General features: G+C 71.5%; 19 protein-coding genes. 10 read left to right on the top strand and 9 right to left on the bottom strand.

Annotated elements, in window-relative coordinates; translation table 11 throughout:
- Positions 1-17: 17 nt before the first annotated feature.
- A complete protein-coding gene (locus FBT69_03910; GenBank protein MDL1903945.1) occupies positions 18-1,400 on the bottom strand; it encodes a hypothetical protein in 1,383 nt (460 codons plus the stop codon).
- 118 nt (positions 1,401-1,518) lie between these two features.
- Here FBT69_03910 and FBT69_03905 point away from each other — a divergent pair, with 118 nt between their 5' ends.
- The 4 genes from FBT69_03905 to FBT69_03890 are packed head-to-tail and all read left to right on the top strand — an operon-like array spanning position 1,519 to position 3,391.
- Positions 1,519-1,998: a hypothetical protein gene (locus FBT69_03905; protein ID MDL1903944.1), complete on the top strand. Its 480-nt coding sequence runs from the start codon at positions 1,519-1,521 to the stop codon at positions 1,996-1,998.
- A 21-nt stretch (positions 1,999-2,019) separates the two neighbouring features.
- Positions 2,020-2,442: a ribonuclease P protein component gene (gene rnpA / locus FBT69_03900; GenBank protein ID MDL1903943.1), complete on the top strand. Its 423-nt coding sequence runs from the start codon at positions 2,020-2,022 to the stop codon at positions 2,440-2,442.
- The gene (gene yidD, locus FBT69_03895) at positions 2,442-2,771 is read left to right on the top strand and encodes a membrane protein insertion efficiency factor YidD (GenBank protein ID MDL1903942.1); all 330 of its coding nucleotides are present in this window, start codon (positions 2,442-2,444) and stop codon (positions 2,769-2,771) included. The genes rnpA and yidD overlap by 1 nt, the downstream gene beginning before the upstream one ends.
- On the top strand, positions 2,768-3,391 hold the full coding sequence (locus tag FBT69_03890; protein ID MDL1903941.1) for a TetR/AcrR family transcriptional regulator: 624 nt from the start codon (positions 2,768-2,770) through the stop codon (positions 3,389-3,391). Before yidD ends, FBT69_03890 begins: the two co-directional genes overlap by 4 nt.
- A 153-nt stretch (positions 3,392-3,544) precedes the next feature.
- Here the strand turns inward: FBT69_03890 and FBT69_03885 are convergent, their stop codons facing one another.
- The 3 genes from FBT69_03885 to FBT69_03875 all read right to left on the bottom strand — a co-directional run bounded on the left by FBT69_03885 (position 3,545) and on the right by FBT69_03875 (position 5,175).
- Positions 3,545-3,871: a hypothetical protein gene (locus FBT69_03885; GenBank protein ID MDL1903940.1), complete on the bottom strand. Its 327-nt coding sequence runs from the start codon at positions 3,869-3,871 to the stop codon at positions 3,545-3,547.
- Positions 3,872-4,105: 234 nt separating this feature from the next.
- The gene (locus FBT69_03880; GenBank protein MDL1903939.1) at positions 4,106-4,564 is read right to left on the bottom strand and encodes a hypothetical protein; all 459 of its coding nucleotides are present in this window, start codon (positions 4,562-4,564) and stop codon (positions 4,106-4,108) included.
- A gap of 5 nt (positions 4,565-4,569) precedes the next feature.
- Positions 4,570-5,175: an ArsR family transcriptional regulator gene (locus FBT69_03875; protein MDL1903938.1), complete on the bottom strand. Its 606-nt coding sequence runs from the start codon at positions 5,173-5,175 to the stop codon at positions 4,570-4,572.
- A gap of 229 nt (positions 5,176-5,404) precedes the next feature.
- Here FBT69_03875 and pyrE point away from each other — a divergent pair, with 229 nt between their 5' ends.
- Genes pyrE through FBT69_03845 form a run of 6 tightly spaced genes read left to right on the top strand, consistent with a single transcriptional unit; the run spans position 5,405 to position 11,746 of the window.
- Positions 5,405-5,953, top strand: coding sequence for an orotate phosphoribosyltransferase (gene pyrE, locus FBT69_03870; protein MDL1903937.1), 549 nt, complete (start codon positions 5,405-5,407; stop codon positions 5,951-5,953).
- A 32-nt stretch (positions 5,954-5,985) separates the two neighbouring features.
- Positions 5,986-8,613: a histidinol dehydrogenase gene (hisD, locus tag FBT69_03865; GenBank protein ID MDL1903936.1), complete on the top strand. Its 2,628-nt coding sequence runs from the start codon at positions 5,986-5,988 to the stop codon at positions 8,611-8,613.
- 53 nt (positions 8,614-8,666) lie between these two features.
- The gene (locus FBT69_03860; protein MDL1903935.1) at positions 8,667-8,855 is read left to right on the top strand and encodes a hypothetical protein; all 189 of its coding nucleotides are present in this window, start codon (positions 8,667-8,669) and stop codon (positions 8,853-8,855) included.
- Between the two features lie 27 nt (positions 8,856-8,882).
- Complete coding sequence (locus tag FBT69_03855) at positions 8,883-9,542, top strand: ferrous iron transport protein A (protein MDL1903934.1); 660 nt, start codon at positions 8,883-8,885, stop codon at positions 9,540-9,542.
- A gap of 24 nt (positions 9,543-9,566) precedes the next feature.
- Positions 9,567-11,555 (top strand): ferrous iron transporter B, encoded by a 1,989-nt coding sequence (locus tag FBT69_03850; protein ID MDL1903933.1) that lies wholly within the window; start codon positions 9,567-9,569, stop codon positions 11,553-11,555.
- 8 nt (positions 11,556-11,563) lie between these two features.
- Positions 11,564-11,746: a hypothetical protein gene (locus tag FBT69_03845; GenBank protein MDL1903932.1), complete on the top strand. Its 183-nt coding sequence runs from the start codon at positions 11,564-11,566 to the stop codon at positions 11,744-11,746.
- A 99-nt stretch (positions 11,747-11,845) separates the two neighbouring features.
- Here the strand turns inward: FBT69_03845 and FBT69_03840 are convergent, their stop codons facing one another.
- The 5 genes from FBT69_03840 to FBT69_03820 form a co-directional block, all read right to left on the bottom strand.
- The gene (locus FBT69_03840) at positions 11,846-12,286 is read right to left on the bottom strand and encodes a hypothetical protein (GenBank protein MDL1903931.1); all 441 of its coding nucleotides are present in this window, start codon (positions 12,284-12,286) and stop codon (positions 11,846-11,848) included.
- A 219-nt stretch (positions 12,287-12,505) separates the two neighbouring features.
- The gene (locus FBT69_03835; protein MDL1903930.1) at positions 12,506-14,065 is read right to left on the bottom strand and encodes a hypothetical protein; all 1,560 of its coding nucleotides are present in this window, start codon (positions 14,063-14,065) and stop codon (positions 12,506-12,508) included.
- 53 nt (positions 14,066-14,118) lie between these two features.
- Positions 14,119-14,559 carry a manganese-binding transcriptional regulator MntR gene (mntR, locus tag FBT69_03830; GenBank protein ID MDL1903929.1) on the bottom strand — a complete coding sequence of 147 codons (441 nt, stop codon included), beginning with the start codon at positions 14,557-14,559 and terminating at the stop codon, positions 14,119-14,121.
- Positions 14,560-14,667: 108 nt separating this feature from the next.
- Positions 14,668-14,964 (bottom strand): DUF167 domain-containing protein, encoded by a 297-nt coding sequence (locus FBT69_03825; GenBank protein ID MDL1903928.1) that lies wholly within the window; start codon positions 14,962-14,964, stop codon positions 14,668-14,670.
- On the bottom strand, positions 14,961-15,896 hold the full coding sequence (locus tag FBT69_03820; GenBank protein MDL1903927.1) for a site-specific DNA-methyltransferase: 936 nt from the start codon (positions 15,894-15,896) through the stop codon (positions 14,961-14,963). The genes FBT69_03825 and FBT69_03820 overlap by 4 nt, the downstream gene beginning before the upstream one ends.
- Positions 15,897-15,899 lie beyond the last annotated feature (3 nt).

Genomic DNA, 15,899 nt, shown 5'->3' with positions numbered 1-15,899 from the left:
GTGCGCTGAACTCCGATTCACCCGTCCTCCGCGCGGCGCAGCACGACCGCGCCCACCTGCCCGAAGAGCGACGGCGTGCACACCAGCACGTGGCGAAGGTTCGCCCCTCGCGTCTGGGCCGGACCCGCCCGCAGCCCCTGCGCCGGCCTGCCCGCGTGCAGCCGCGCCGGGAGTCGCTGCTCGCGCACGCACGCAGCGCCGACCGCCGCCAGAAGCGCCCCCTCACCCGCCATGCTGTCGCCGATCGCGGGCTTCGTCGTCACCAGTTCGATCTCGCCCAGTCGATCGGCGAAGACCTCGCGCAGCGCGCCCGCCTCGCCGGCATCGACCCACGGCACGCCGAAGGCGCCGACCACGATCGCGTCGATCTCCTCCGGCCCGATCGCGGCGTCGTCCAGGGCATTGAGGATCGCGTCGCGCACGCCCTCGTCCGCGCCCTCGCCGACTGTGGCGGGCGGGCCGTCCATCCCGCTCCACCGCGCCGGCGAGTGCGAGGCTCCGAACCCCGCAACCTCGGCGTACGCCCGCGCCCCGCGACGCAGCGCCGCTCCGCGCTCCTCGAGGATCAGCACGCCCCCCCCCTCGCCGAGCAGCGTGCCCGTGCCCTCCGGGTCGAACGGGCGCACGAACGCGGCCCCGTCCTCGTCATCGCCCGTCTCGGCGAGCCGGCCCGCCAGCCCGATCCGAAGCACGCCCATCGGGTTCAGCTTGCTCTCCGCCCCCCCCGAGAAGCAAGCGTCCGCGTCGTCGCGCTCGATCACCCGCACGCTCTCCCCGATCGAGAGCAGCCCGCTCGACTCCGAGCAGGTGATCGTGTTGCTCGGCCCCTCCGCCCCGTGCAGGATCGTCACGTGGCACGCCAGCATGTTCGGCAGGTACTTGAGCATCCACAGCGGGGGCAGGTTCTCCATCCCTCCCCCTCCGTCCGCCTCCTTCACGGTTCCCCATGCCCGCAGGTCGAACCCGCCCCAGGCCGCGTCGCCCGCTCTGGTCACCGCCGTCGAGAACGCCGCCGCCAACTCACCCACCTCCGCCGCGATCAGCCCCGCGCCGATCTGGCACCCCAGCCGCTCGCCGGGGTACGTCGTCGGTGTGCCGTTCTCCGCCGTCACCCGCGTTACAAGCGCCGCGTCCGCGACCGCGCATCCCGCCGCGGCCACCGCCAACTCGGTGTCCCGGGCCATGACCTTCACCGCCTTGCGGTAGTGCTTGGGCACGTGGTCCCGCGCGCTGAACCCCGCGGCCTCCGCCCCCAGCCGCCACGGAAACCCCGACGCGTCGAACAGGCCGATCCGCCGGAGGGCCGACCTTCCCTCTACCAGCCCGGACCACAGCGCGGGCAGACCCACTCCAAAGCCGGAGACCGCCCCGACACCCGTGATGACCACCCGCCTGCGCATGCGAGCCGGATTCTACGCCCCGCTCTCCCTCTCTCCCCCGCGCCGTAGTGGTGCTGCGTTGCATCTTCCGGATTTGCCGATTTGGCCCTTTGCCCCGCGCCGCCCGATACTCTTCCCCGTGCTCCGCCCGACCCGCGACGCTCCCATCACCCGCTTCGACCCCGGCTGGCTCTTTCTGCTCGCCGGTGTCGCCATTCTCTCCGCCACCATACTCCTCCCGGCCAAGGCGGACCTCGACGAGGCCCGTTGGCAGCGCGACCGTGCCCTTGCCATCGAGAGCCAGCGCCGCGAGCGGCTTCTCCGCCACGAACGCTATCTCCGCGCCCTTGAAGCCCGCGAGCCTGGCGTGGTCCAGTCCCTCGCCGCGACGCAACTCCACCTGGTTCCGGAGGGCCGCGTGCCGATCCTCCCGGTCAACTTGAACGCGGACGCCTCGGTCTTTCCGACCCTCGAGCCCGCCCCGATCCGGCTCCCCGAGCAGCGAACCGTCGCCTCGACGCTCAGCCGTCTCGCCACCGGCCAGCGCTCCCGCCTCTGGTTGATCGCGGGCGGGGCGTTCTGCCTCATGGTCGGCCTCATGCCGCCCTCGCGCCGGTGACGCCGGCCCCTATCCTCCCTCATGACCACGGGCCGACCCCCGCGCCCGCGACTGACGCTCCCACCCAGCCGCCGTCTCTCACGCGACCGCGACTACCAGGCCGTCTTCGACTGCGGCCTCCGCAAGTCGCTCGGCCCGCTCACACTCTTCGCCCGTCCGAACGGCCTCGCACACCCGCGACTCGGCCTCTCGGTCTCGCGCCGCGTCGGCATCGCCGTCCGACGCAACGCCATCAAGCGCAGACTCCGCGAGGCCTTCCGTCACGTCCAGCACGACCTGCCCCGCGCCGCCGACGGCAACTCCTACGACCTCATCCTCAGCGTGCGTGCCCACGACCCGCTCCCCGCGCCTGAGTACCGCCGCGTGCTCCTCACGCTCGCCGAGCGCGCCCACCGCGAAGTGGAGCGTCGCGCCCGTCGCTCGGAGGACGGAGGCGGAGCGTGATCGCGCCCTCCGACTCTCGCCCCGGCCCGTTCGCCCGAGTTGCCTCTGCGCCCTTCATCGCCCTCATCCACCTCTACCGCTGGACCCTCTCCCCCATCGTCGGCGGCCAGTGCCGATACGAACCCACCTGCTCCCGGTACGCCCTCGAGGCCTACCGCCTCCACGGCCCCATCCGCGGCACGACGCTCACCATCCGCCGACTCCTCCGCTGCCACCCCTTCGTCCGCGGCGGATACGACCCCGTCCCCATCCCCGAAGCGCCCCCGCGTGCAGAGACCGGCCCGGCACCGTATAAAGAGCCTCCGCCCACTCAGGAAGGATCCAGATGAGCCGCCTGCCCGCCGCCAAGCGCAAGGAGCAGCTCCTCGACTGCGCCGCCGATCTCTTCGCCAAGCATGGCTACGCCCGCGCCACCACCTCCGAACTCGCCAAGGCCGCCGGCGTGACCGAGCCGATCATCTACCGCCACTTCAAGTCCAAGCGCGAACTCTTCATCGCCCTCATCGAGCGATCAGGCCGCGAGACCCTCCGCCAGTGGGAGCAGGATCTCAAGGACGCGGAAGACCCGGCCGAGCGTCTCCGCCGCCTCATCGGCGACAACCCGATGGTCTCCGAGCGAGGCCGCGCCGCCTACCGCGTCTTCCTCCAGGCCATCACCGAGGTCGACGACCCCGAAATCCACGAGGCGCTCGTCCACCACATCCGCTCGCTGCACGACTTCATCGCCGAGGAACTCGTCCGCGCGCAGGAGAAAGGCCGCGTTACCTCCCGCTTCACCGCCACCATCCTCGGCTGGCTGATGATCTACCTCGGCCTGGGCTACGGCGTGGTCTCCGCGATGCACGTCCAAGGCCACGGCCGCGACCAGACCGGCCTGCACGTCCAGGACGTCATCGCCCGCATCCTCGTTGGCAGGGGTGGGGGGGGGGAGAAGGAAACGCAGGGCTGACCACTTGCGATGGGGCCTCATGCAGACAGAAGGCTCCTCGCGGCGAGTCCGAGGCCGTTGCCAGGGTAACCCATCCTCATGTACGTGTCATGAACCGGAAGCACGGCAAGCATCCGCTCCGTACGCGGATGAGGACGAGTTCGGCCTGCAACGTCATCCAGTGCTCAACGCGAGCACCGCATGCACGAGACAGGCGAAGTCGCCCAGTTCCCGCCGATCCGGCGGCAGTCCGGTGTGCCACGCGGTATCCTCCCCAACCTTTTTTTGCTCTCTCGCGAGTACGCCGATGCGATCGATGAGCGCATTATGGCACCGAGTACGCGCTTCGTTCATCTCCCGGCGCTTGTCGGGGTCTGCAAGTGCCCAAGCGGCCCGATAGCCCGCATAGCGCACGCACGAATCGAGGACATCCGCCACGAGGTCCTGGAACTGCGAGCTCCGCCAAGAGCGCACGATTTCAGCCGAATCGTCCAGAGTCATGACCACGAGGATAAGCCAAGGTCCAGGATTCGCAAGCGTTGGAGAACGCGGTTCTGCTGATCCAAACTCCAACTTTGAATCAGCCGTTCTCTCCCCCTGCTATGCCCCATGATCCCCCGCGACCTCGCTTCCCTCCTCCGCAAGGCCGCTCGCCGGTTCCCGGGCGTCACGCTCACCTGAACGCGCCGACCGCGCCGAGGCGAACGCGAAGCGGCCACCAGCCCTCGACCACCGTCAGATGCGCTCAAGTTGGCGGCCCGCCGCCACCTCGACCTCCGCCCCCGCCAACTCGTGCCGTCCCCCGCCCGAGCCAACCCCCACAAGCACCGGTGTCCTGGCATAGAGCACCCGGACAGCCCCCCCCTCGTCGCGCTCGAATGAGCACGCCAGCAGCCCCGGCGCATCGACGTGCTCCAGCCCGGATTCCGCGTCCCGCACCCACGACACCCGCCCCGCCGCGCCGTACTCGACCTCGCGCCGCACCTCGCCCTCGGCCAGCGTGAACGCCAGCGACCCGCCCGGCTCGTGCGCCGTCGGCTCCTCGACGGCGCACTCGAGCGTCGCCTCGCCCCCCCCCGCGAGGGCGATCCGCCAGCGCAGCGTCAGCCTCCGCCGCGCGGCGTGGGCCGCGGCCGCGTGCCCGTTGCGCCCCGCCAGCACCACCACCTCCGCCATGTTCGCGCGACGCCCCATCGCTTTCACCCCGCGACCTTCGACGCCAGCAGCGTCGCCGCTGCCTGCAAGCCCCGCCCGGCCGGACTCACGAACCGGTGCCCCAGCCGCTCCACCGTGGTCAGGAACTCGAGCAACTGGTCCAGCCGCTCGTTGTGCGCTTCGACCCGCGCCCGCTCATCCGCCGCCAGTCCCGCCGCGCGCCGCGCCGGCTCGGTCAACTCGCGGATCTCGTGCATCGACGCCAGCAGCGGGTCCACCTCGCGCTTGATCCGCTCGCGCACGATCGCCCGGAACATCGTCCACACGTCCTGTTCCGCGACGAAGTACTCCTTCCGGTCGCCGCGCTTGTGCGTCCGCGACACCACGCCCCAGTCCAGCAACGCCCGCAGCGACGTCGAAGCGTTCCCACGCGAGATCTGCAGGCGGTCCATCACGTCGTCCGTGCACAGCGGCTCGCCCGTCACGTACAGCAGCGCGTGCACCTCCGCCATCGTCCGCGTGATCCCCCACGCTCCTCCCATCTGTCCCCAGACCGCGATGAACCGGTCCTGGGCTTCGCCCAGCGTGTCGGGCTGAAGGCTGCCGCTCATGTCCCCAGTATGCCTGCGGCCGACCCGAAGGTCCACCATTGATTTCAGAATATTCTGAAATCATCTTGTTTCCCTCAGCACCTGCTCCCTCATCCCTCCTCGAACGAAAAGAGGCGGCGAGGCACGGGTGCGCCTGCGCCGCCCTTCCGGGGGCATGGGATTGATAGAGGATATTACCATCCGTTTCGGCAGAATCAAGCCCACGGTTCGATTTCACACGCCGATTTCCGCGTCACCGGCCCGGCACGGCCCGCTCTACCCTCCCTCCATGCCCACCGCCCGCCACGAACTCGCCAGGGCCATCGCCGAGGTCGCCCTTCTTCGCGGCACTTTCACCCTCCGCTCCGGCCGCACCAGCCGCTACTACCTCGACAAGTACCTCTTCAGCACCCGGCCCGAGCTCCTCCGCGAACTAGGCGAGATGTTCGCCGAGCGCATCGCCCTCGTCACCGGCCGCACGCCCCCGGATCGACTCGCGGGCGCGGAACTCGGCGGCATTCCCCTGGTCACCGCCGCGAGCCTCGCCACCGGCATCCCGAGCGTCTTCGTCCGCAACGCGAAGAAGGATTACGGCACCGCGCGTCAACTCGAAGGCCGGCTCGAACCGGGCGAGCGCGTCGTGTTCGTCGAGGACGTCGCCACCACCGGCGGCCAGGCCCTCGAGGCCGTCCGTACGCTCCGCGGAGCGGGCGCGGAGGTTCTCGCCGTCATTTGCGTCATCGATCGCCAGGAGGGCGCGCGCGAGAACGTCGAGGCAGAGGGACTCCGATTCGAATCTCTCTTCACGAAGCACGACCTCGGCATCACCGACGAATAACGGAGCGCCACGCCGACGACAGAGCCGCCACCATGCTCATCCCCTCCATCGACATCCTCGGCGGCAGCGCCGTGCAACTCGTCGGCGGCGATCCGTCCATGGTCAAGATCGACGCGGGCGACCCGGTCGCCGTCGCCGAACGCTTTGCGATCCTGGGCGAGATCGCCGTCATCGACCTCGACGCCGCGCTCGGGCGCGGCACGAACGCCCCCGTCATCCGCGAGATCGCCCGCCGATTCCCGGTCCGCGTCGGCGGCGGCATCCGCTCCGTCGAATCCGCCCGCGAGTGGCTCGACGCGGGCGTGCAGCGCGTCATCCTCGGCACTGCCGCCACGCCCGAGGTCCTCTCGCAGCTCCCCCGCCATCGCGTCATCGCCGCCCTTGACGCGCGCCACGACGAGGTCGTCGTCGAAGGCTGGCAGCGCGGCACGGGGGCGCGCATCCTCGACCGCATCGCAGCGCTCCGTGCGCACGCCGGCGGTTTCCTCGTCACCTTCGTCGAGCGCGAGGGCCGCATGGAAGGCACCGATCTCGACCGCGCCGCAGCGATCGTGCAGGCCGCGGGCGACGCGCGCGTTACGATCGCTGGCGGCGTCAGCGCCGCCGACGAGATCGCCGCGCTCGACCGACTCGGCGCAGACGCCCAGGTCGGCATGGCCATCTATAGCGGCGCGCTCGACCCCGCCGACGCCTTCGCCGCCGTGCTGAGCACACCCGACGAACGCGGAGATCACAGAGAAGGAACGCGGGCTGCGCAGCGTGGAATCGGGGAGAAGCAACCAGGCTCCAAGTCCTCCGCCATCCGCCTCTGGCCCACTGTCGTCTGCGACGAAGCCGGACACGCCCTCGGCCTCACCTACTCCTCACCCGAGAGCCTCCGCGCCGCAGTTGCAGAACGGCGCGGCGTCTACTTCTCGCGCTCGCGCAGCGCCCTCTGGCGCAAGGGCGAATCCTCCGGCGACACCCAGGAACTCGTCCGCATCGACGTGGACTGCGACCGCGACGCGCTCCGCTTCACCGTCCGACAGCGCGGCCGCGGCTTCTGCCACACGGGCACGCGCACCTGCTTCGGCGATTCCCGCGGCCTGCACGCCCTCGCCCGCCGCCTCGCAGCCCCCCCCGGGTCTCGCGACCCCGCCTCCTACACCTCGCGCCTGCTCCGCGACCCTGCGCTCCTCGCGAGCAAACTCCGAGAGGAGGCCGGCGAACTCGCCGACGCGCGCACGCCCGACGAGGTCTCGCACGAAGCCGCCGACGTGCTCTACTTCACGCTCGCGCGACTCGCCGCCGCGGGCGTGCCGCTGGAGGCCGTCGAGCGAGAACTCGACCGCCGCGCCCTGAAGGTCTCGCGTCGTCCGGGCGATGCAAAGGCCGAGCGCTCCGCGCCATCGCCGACGAAACCCGATCGTCTTCTTCGCATCATCGACGCTGCCGCTGTCCCCTCGCTGCGCCGCGGCGCGGTGGACGCCGCGACGCTCGCCACCGCCTCCGAGATCGTGAACGACGTGCGCGTCCGCGGCGGATCGGCGGTCCGCGCCCACGCCGAGCGCCTGGGCGATCTTCGCCCCGGCGAGCCGCTGATCGTCGAGCCCGCCGCGATGCGCCGCGCTCTTGACTCGCTCGACCGTGACGACCGCGCCGCTCTCGAGCGCGCCGCGGATCGCATCCGAACCTTTGCGCAGGCCCAGCGCGACAGCCTGCACGAACTCGCGCTCGCGATCCCCGGCGGCCGGGCCGGCCACTGGATCGCTCCCGTCGAGCGCGCCGGCTGCTACGCCCCCGGCGGCCGATTCCCGCTCCCTTCCAGCGTGCTGATGACCGCCATCACCGCCCGTACCGCGGGCGTGCGGGAGGTCCTCGTCGCCTCGCCGCGCCCCGCGCCCGCCACCCTCGCGGCGGCGGCCATCGCTGGCGTGGACGCCCTGCTCGCGGTGGGCGGCGCGCAGGCCGTCGCCGCTCTGGCCTTCGGTTGCTCCCCCCTCGCACCCTGCGACGCAGTCGTCGGTCCCGGCAGCCGCTGGGTCACCGCCGCCAAGCAACTCGTCGCCGGGCAGGTCGCCATCGACACCCTCGCCGGCCCGAGCGAACTGCTCGTCATCGCCGACGACACTGCGGACGCGCGCGTCGTCGCCGCGGACCTGCTCGCCCAGGCCGAGCACGACACGGACGCCTGCGCCGTCCTCGTCACCACGCACCCCCCCCTTCTCGACGCTGTCGAGCGCGAACTCGCATCGCAACTCGCCACGCTCCCGACGGCCGCCACGGCCCGCGCCGCCCTCGCCAACGGCTTCGCCGTCGTCGCGCGCGGCCTGGCCGAGGCCGTCGCCCTCTCCGACCGCTATGCGCCCGAGCACCTTGAAGTGATGACGCGCGACGCCGAGGCCATCGCCCGCCGGTGCACGCACTTCGGCGCGGTCTTCATCGGCGCGGGCGCGGCGGAAGTCCTCGGCGACTACGGCGCCGGCCCGAACCACACGCTCCCCACCGGCGGCGCGGCCCGCTCCGCCGCGGGCCTGAGCGTTCTGCACTTCCTCCGCACGCGCACCTGGCTCCGCATCGACGACCCCGCCGCCGCGCGCCCCCTCACCCTCGACACCGCACGCCTCGCCCGCGTCGAGGGCCTCGAAGCCCACGCCCGCGCCGCCGAGGCCCGGCTCTGATCCCGGCCGGCCATCCGCTGGCCGCGGTTTTACCACTCCCGCACCGATGAACGATGGCCATTGCCTCGCGCGGCATCCCCGGCGACGCGCTCTTCATCCACCGCCTCCCCGCCCACCGAGGCGAGGAAGTCACCGACGAGGTTATCGACTCGCCCGCCTCCATCGTCTACGACCAGGCCGACAACCGCATTGGTCTTGACCCCGAAACCTGGTCCGGTCTGAGGGAGAGTTTTCTGGGATGATTCCGGCCTCTGTTGGGGAGGCCGAGGATGAAGCGGAAGCGGTTCAGTGTGGAGCAGATCGCGTTCGCGATCACGCAAGCGGAGAACGGGACGCCCGAGAAGTGCTCCCGTACGTTGATCGCTACGACGTCTGGTACAGTTGGCCGCTGTCCACCACGGAGTGGGGGATTGCGGGCCGAGACAGGCGATGCACGCGATGGGTTTCGCGTCGGCGGGCTTCGTCGCGGCCCGCGCTGTGCGAGCATCAACGCAGCACGGCGAGGCTGCCCACAATCTCCCGACCTGGCCCACGCCTCCGCCCCTTGCCCCCGTCCCCCCTATTCCATATACTCCCCTCCGAAATGCCCCTGCGACCGAGTCTCAGTCGCGGGGATATCATCCTTCGCCCGCCCACCTCGGCGGCTCCGGGAGGCCTCTGCCGTGCAGCCTGAATCGCCAGCCAGCGTGACGCTCGCCAGCCTCCAGCCGGGCCAGAGCGGCCTCGTCCGCGACACCGACGCTCTTTCTCCGGGCGACGCCGCCTATCTGCGTGCTCTGGGCATCCGGCCCCGCAGCCGCGTCCGGCTTTGTCGGCAGGGCGGGCCGTGCATCGTCGAGGTCGGGTGCGGGTGCGGCGGGCCGTGCTGCCGCGTCGCCCTGTCGCGCCACCTCGCCGTCCACATCATCGTCGAGCCGATGCCCGCCTGAGCGGGCGAACGGGGGAGCCTCGCCGTGTCCGACGCCCCCGCCCCGGCCGCCCCCCCCTCCGGGTCTGCACGCGCGACCCGCGCCGTCCGCGTCGCCATCCTCGGCAACCCGAACACCGGCAAGACCACGCTCTTCAACCGCCTCTGCGGCGTGCGGCACAAGACGAGCAACTTCCCCGGCACCACCCAGGAGGCCCGCATCGGGTTCCCGCGCGGCCTGCCCGAGGGCAGCGAACTCATCGACCTCCCGGGCGTCTACTCCCTCGAACTCGACCAGTCCGAGGCCGCCATCTGCCGCGACGTGCTCGCCGGGCAGCTCGCGCCGCGCGGCGAGTCGGTGGAGGCGCCGGACGTGGTGCTCGTCGTGACCGACGCGACGAACATGCCGCGGAACCTGATGCTCGTGGGCGAGGCGATCCGCCGCTGTTTGCCGACGGTCATCGCGATCAACATGGTGGACGCCTCGCGTCGCAAGGGCATCCACGCCGACGAGGGCGTGCTGATGAGCAGCCTGGGCGTCGAGGCCGTGCCGTGCAGCGCGCGCACCGGCGAGGGGCTGGACGCCCTGCTCGCCGCGCTGACGCGCGCCCGCATCCCGACGGAGTCCCCTCCCCCAAGCGAGGACGGCCTCGCCCTCTGGGCCGATGACCTCTACGCCCGGATGGCCGCCGGCTACGACCCGCCGCGCCCGGACACCTTCACCGACCGCCTGGACCGCGCCTTCACGCACCCGCTGCTGGGGCTGGGGGCGTTCGTCGCCGTGATGGCGGGGCTGTTCTTCGTCATCTTTTCCCTCGCCGCCTATCCGATGGGCTGGATCGAAAGCATCTTCGCGCACCTCGGCGCGCTCGTCGGTCGCGTGCTGCCCCCGGGTGCGATCCACGACCTCGTGGCCGACGGCGTGGTCGCCGGCATCGGCGCGACCGTCGTCTTTCTCCCGCAGATCTGCCTCCTCTTCTTCCTGATCTCGCTGCTCGAGGACACCGGCTACCTCGCCCGCGCCGCCTTCGTGATGGACCGCGTGCTCCGCCCCTTCGGCCTCAACGGCCACGCCTTCGTGCCGCTCCTCTCCAGCCACGCCTGCGCCCTGCCCGGCATCATCGCCGCCCGCGCCGTGCCCGACCGGCGCGACCGCCTCGCCACCATCCTCACCGCGCCGTTCATGAGTTGCACCGCGCGCATCCCCGTCTACGTCCTGCTCACGGTGCTCCTCTTCCGCGACAGCCCGCTCATGCAGGCGCTCGCCTTCACCGGCTGCTACGCGCTGGGCATTGCGGCGGGTCTGCTCAGCGCGCTCGTCGCGCGCCGCACCATCCTCCGCGGCCCGAGCCGACCGATGGCGCTCGAACTTCCCTCCTACCGCCTCCCCAGCCTGCGCACCGCGCTGCTCGCCGCGTGGGACCGCGGCCTGGTCTTTCTCCGGAAGGCCGGCACGATCATCCTCGCCATCTCGATCGTGCTCTGGTGGCTCGGCGCCTACCCCGGGACGCAGCCCCCCCCCGAGGCCGTCGAACTGCGCGAGCGTGCTGAGGCCGCCGGCGCGGACGCCGACGCCCTGCTCGAAGAGGCGAACGCGGTCGAGGCCCGCCACGCCACGCGCCGCTCCTTTCTCGGGCGCATGGGCGAGGCCGCCGAGCCGATCTTCCGCCCGCTCGGCTACGACCGCCAGCTGACCGTCGGCGTGCTGGCGAGTTTCGCGGCCCGCGAGGTCTTCGTCGCCACCATGGCGATCCAGATCGCGGGGCGCGACGACGTCGAGGAGTCCGGCGTCTTCGAGGCCGTCGCCACCGCCACACGCGATGACGGACGCACGCCCATCTTCACGCGCGCCACGTGCTGGTCGCTGCTCGTCTACTACGTGCTCGCCATGCAGTGCCTGCCGACGCTCGCCGTCACCGCCAAGGAATCGGGCCATTGGAAGTGGGCGCTGGTGCAACTCGGCTGGATGTGGGGCCTCGCCTACGCGAGCGCGCTCATCGTCCACCAGTCCCTCCGAGCCGCGGGCGTCGCCTAGCGTTCGCCGTGCCACTCGCCGACTGGCAGTTCTGGGCGGTTACGATCGTTGCGATCGGCGCGCTGGCGTTCCTGCTGCGGCGTGCGCTGCCGCGCCTCGCGTGGTGGCGAAGGCGCAGGCCGCAGGGTCGCCGCGCCACGCTGACCGTCGGCGGCCGCGCCGTCGATCGGTCGCACGGCAAGGGCGCCTGACCGCCGTTGGTGCGCGCGGGTGCGCCCGCCGGGCAAGCGGGGGCGTCGGGCGCAGGACACACGACAACCCCGACCCGGCCCCCGCTTGCGCGACGGGCGTCAGGCCGCCGGACGCGAGAACAGCCGCGTCAGCCGGCGCGTGCGCTGCCCGTCTCCCTCGCCGTGCAGCAGGCGCACCGCGTGCGCGCCCGTCTCCGCCAGCACGAACTTGCGCGCAAGCCCCGTCGAGCGGATCAGCCGGCAGGCGTCCATCGGAAGCCCCGCCACCACCAGCCGTCCGCCCGACGCCTCGCACGCCTCGCCCAGCCGCGCCAGCACGCTGAGGCAACTCACCGACAGGCGCACCCCCGGGCGAAAACTCACCACCATGCGCCACGCGCACCGCTCCGCGAGGCTTCCCAACTGACGCTCCATCCGCGTCGCGTGCATGTCGTGCATGTTCGGCTCGATCACCTCCGCGATCGCCCAACCCGGCCCCCGCGTCACGTCGAGCAGCCCCCCCGCGTCGGCCGTCGCTCCGTCCAGCGATCGCGTTGTCATGGTCGCGCTCCGCGTCAACCGCCCCTGCCAGGGTCGGCCGCACGGATGACGTGCCAAACGCACGCCCGCGACGCCACCATGTCGCCCCCCGAAAGCCCACTCCCCCCGCCGCCTTGGCGCATGTGCGACAATCACGCCGATTGGCGCGGCACATGCGACGCCCGGCGCGCAACTACCGGACGATGCCCGAGACGGCTCTCGCATGTCGCGCCGGCATCGTTATCGGAACGCCACGCACCGCCCGCCGATCGCCTCTTCCGACCAGGCGCGCAGGTCCGGTCGGTCGATCCCGTCGCGTGCCGCTTCCTCGATCCACGCGAGGTGCACGGGCCTCACCGCGTCCGCCGCCAGCGCGGTGATGGCGAGCGCGAGCCTCGGGTCCGCGTCTCCTTCGGCACGCGGAGCGCGCAGGTAGAGGTCCGCGAACCGCATCGCGGCCGGCTCGTCACCCCGCAGCAGCGCGGCCGCGTGGTGCCGGCAGGCCTCGTCGGCGATCAGCCGCCGGCGGAGCGCCTGCAACTCGTCCCACTGGTCCGCCGGAGCGTTCGCGGGCCGCCTCGCCCCGAGCAGCCCGACCTGCCGCGCCAGCCACGCGTGCGCGTTCGGCCGCTCCTCGTCCAGCCCGCTCCACCGCCCGCGCGAGGTGACGAGGTCGATCTCCGCCCGCTCAACGATCGAGAAAACCGACGCCTCAAGGTCCACGCCTTCGTCGTCCTGCAACATCAGGATCGAGAAGTACTCCAGCAGGTCGGCCTCCTTGTGGGCCGCCTCGGCCAGCAGGATCAGGTCGTGCATGTCCGAGCCGTCGTACCACGGCGCCAGCCGATCCTGCGCCCGATACATCGCTGCGAACCGCTCCATCGCAGGCCCGCCGCGCAGCGCGTGCGCGCGCATCTCGTCGATCGCCACGATCCTGATCGCGCTCGCGGCGTGCGGGTCGAGCGTGCGCCCGCGCTCCCAGAGCCAGGTGTACAGCCCGATCGCCTCCGCGGTTCCGCCCAGGGCGGCGCGCTCCCGCGCCTCGCGCCAGCGATCGAGCACCACCGACGGCGCCGCATCTGGCGCGTCCTCGACCGCGGCGATCCGCCCGGTCTCCATGTCGTGGAAGGTCTCGATCTCCGGGCGCTGCGGCGGCGGGTTCTTCATCGTGTGCAGCGTGTGCCACACCGGGTCCGTCGATTCCAGCGACGACATCGCGAGGTCCGCCACCAGCAGAATCTGCAGCGGCTTGATGTAGAACCGGCCCTGGTCGTAGTCGCCGACGATCGGCAGCCCGCCCTTATTGTTCCTGAACCGCTTGTCAGGCACGGTCCGGAACAGCCGGCCGTCCTTGAAGATCATCACCACCGGCTCCTGCCCGATGGGCCTGCCGGACACCGGATGGCGCGGCACCAGTTCCTGAAGCCTTGCCCAATCCTGCGGGTGCTCGACCTGATCGACCCGGATCGTGATCGCGTGCCACTCCAGCCATGCCCTCAGCGTCGGGCTGCGCCAGGTGTATTTGTCCATCTTGTCGAAGCCGCTCTCACCGGAGTTCGTGTTGATCGTCGTTCCCGGAGCGAGCGTCACACTGCCCGGCCGTGCCGGGACGTGCCCGCGCGGATACACCACCAGGAACCGGTGCCGCTGCTTGCTCAACTCGAGCGCGTCGTCCAGCGACAAGCCCGTGAACGGCCCGTCCCCCCCCTGCCCAGCAGCGGGCGCGGCCGCCGCCGCCACAGCGACCATCGTCGCGACAAGAAACCGCCCCCACACCCCGAGGCCCCGTGTTCGCTTCATGGCCGCCTCCCGTTTGCGGTTCGTGAGTCGTCGTGCGGCGGTTCCTGTTCTCCTCAGCCATCCCTCCGCAGCCGTGCCGTGTGCCGCTGCATGGCCCGGATGGTCGCGTCCGAGACGTGGTGCTCGATCCCCTCGGCGTCGATCTCGGCCTGGTCGGGCTTCACGCCCAGCGCGACCAGGAACTCCAGCACCACCACGTGCCGACGCTGGGCGGCCGCGGCCATGCGCCGCCCCTCCGCCGTCAGCGTCACCGGCTTGTACGGCGCGGTCTCCACCAGCCCGCATTCATGCAAACGACCGAGAATGCGCGACACCGTCACGTGGCTCACGCCCATCATCGCGGCCAGGTCGCGTACCCGTGCCTCGCCGCGCCGCTCGACCAGTTGCATGATCGCCTCGGTGTAGTCCTCGGCCGTCTCGTCCCGGTGCGCGGACCGCGTCGTCCGGAACCGCTCCGCGTCGCCGCGCTCCGGCCTGCTTCCCTTCGCCGACATCGCGCCCAGAATAGCAGCGCGGCAACCGGGGCGGGGCCTTTCACGCTCCGTCGCAGCAACCGGGGCGGGGCCTTTCACGCTTCGTCGCAGCAACCGGGGCGGGGCCTTTCAGGCCCCGTCGGCGCACCATTTCGCCTCGATGTTCTCGGCGCGCACCCCGCGCACCAGCAGCGTCTTTTCCGCGCTCGCGTGCCCCGAGACGACCTCGACCGCCGACGCCCGCACGCCGAGTTCGCGCGCGATCAGTTCGCACACCGCCCGGTTCGCCCGCCCCCCCTCCGGGGGCGCGGCCACGCGCACCTTCAGCCGGTCCCCCAGCCGTCCGACAATGCCGTCCCGCTTCGCCCCCGGCACGACCTTCACGGCCAGCAGCACCGCGTGAGGCTCGTTCGCCGGCGAGATCATTCGGACGCGCGCCGCGCGCGCTTCCCGTTCAGTCCCGGTCGCGGCGGGTGGATCGCCGTGCTGGTCGGCGACGACGCCGTGCCCTTGCGGATCATCCCCGCGCCGATGCGTTCGACCGCGCGCTCCGCGTTCGCCTTGCTGTACTCGACGCCGATGAACCGCCGCCCGTGCGCGCACGCCACCACGCCCGTCGTCCCGCTCCCCGTGAACGGGTCGAGCACCAGGTCGCCCTCCTCGCTGCACGCGAGGATCACGCGCTCGAGGTACACCTCCGGCAACTGGTTGTCGTGCCCGGCCCGGCGCTCCTTGTTGTTCCCCTGCACCCGCCCCCAGTACCGCCCGTACCACACGTCCATCGGCACGCGCAGCCCCGCCGGCATCCCGTCACGCTTGCTCTCGGTGCGCGGATCGCCGTAGATCGAACGCCGGTCCGAGACCTCCAGCACGCGCTCGGGGCGCCACACCCGGTTGAACGGATCGCGGCAGAAGTACAGCGCGTGCACCTTCGAGTTGATGAACCGCCGCGACGTGTTCTGCCCGAACCGGTAGTGCCAGATGCACCAGTTCACCATGTGCATCTCGCGCTGCTTCAGATGCACCACGATCTCCGCCGCCCAGTCGTCCGGGATGTTCACCCACATCGAGCCGTCGGGCGTCAGGGCATCCACGCACAGGTCGAGCCAGCGTCGAGTGAAGCCGAGGTACTCCTCGTCCGGCATCGCATCGTGCCACTCGTCGTACGCCCGGTTCCAGTTGAACGGCGGGTCCGCGAAGACAAGCCGGATCTGCTGCTCGCGCGCTTCCTCCAGCCGCGGCAGCACCTCGCGGCAGTCGCCGACCCACACCCGCGCATCGCCGCGCCCGCCCTTCGCCGGCACGGCGAGCGGCCTCGACAGCCTCGGTTTGGTCTGTGTTCGTGGCAGCGTCGTCATGGG

This window comes from Synechococcales cyanobacterium CNB (assembly GCA_030263455.1).
Lineage (GTDB): Bacteria > Planctomycetota > Phycisphaerae > Phycisphaerales > UBA1924 > CAADGN01.
Note: the sequence above shows the minus strand (reverse complement) of the source record. Positions and strands in the feature narration are given on the sequence as shown.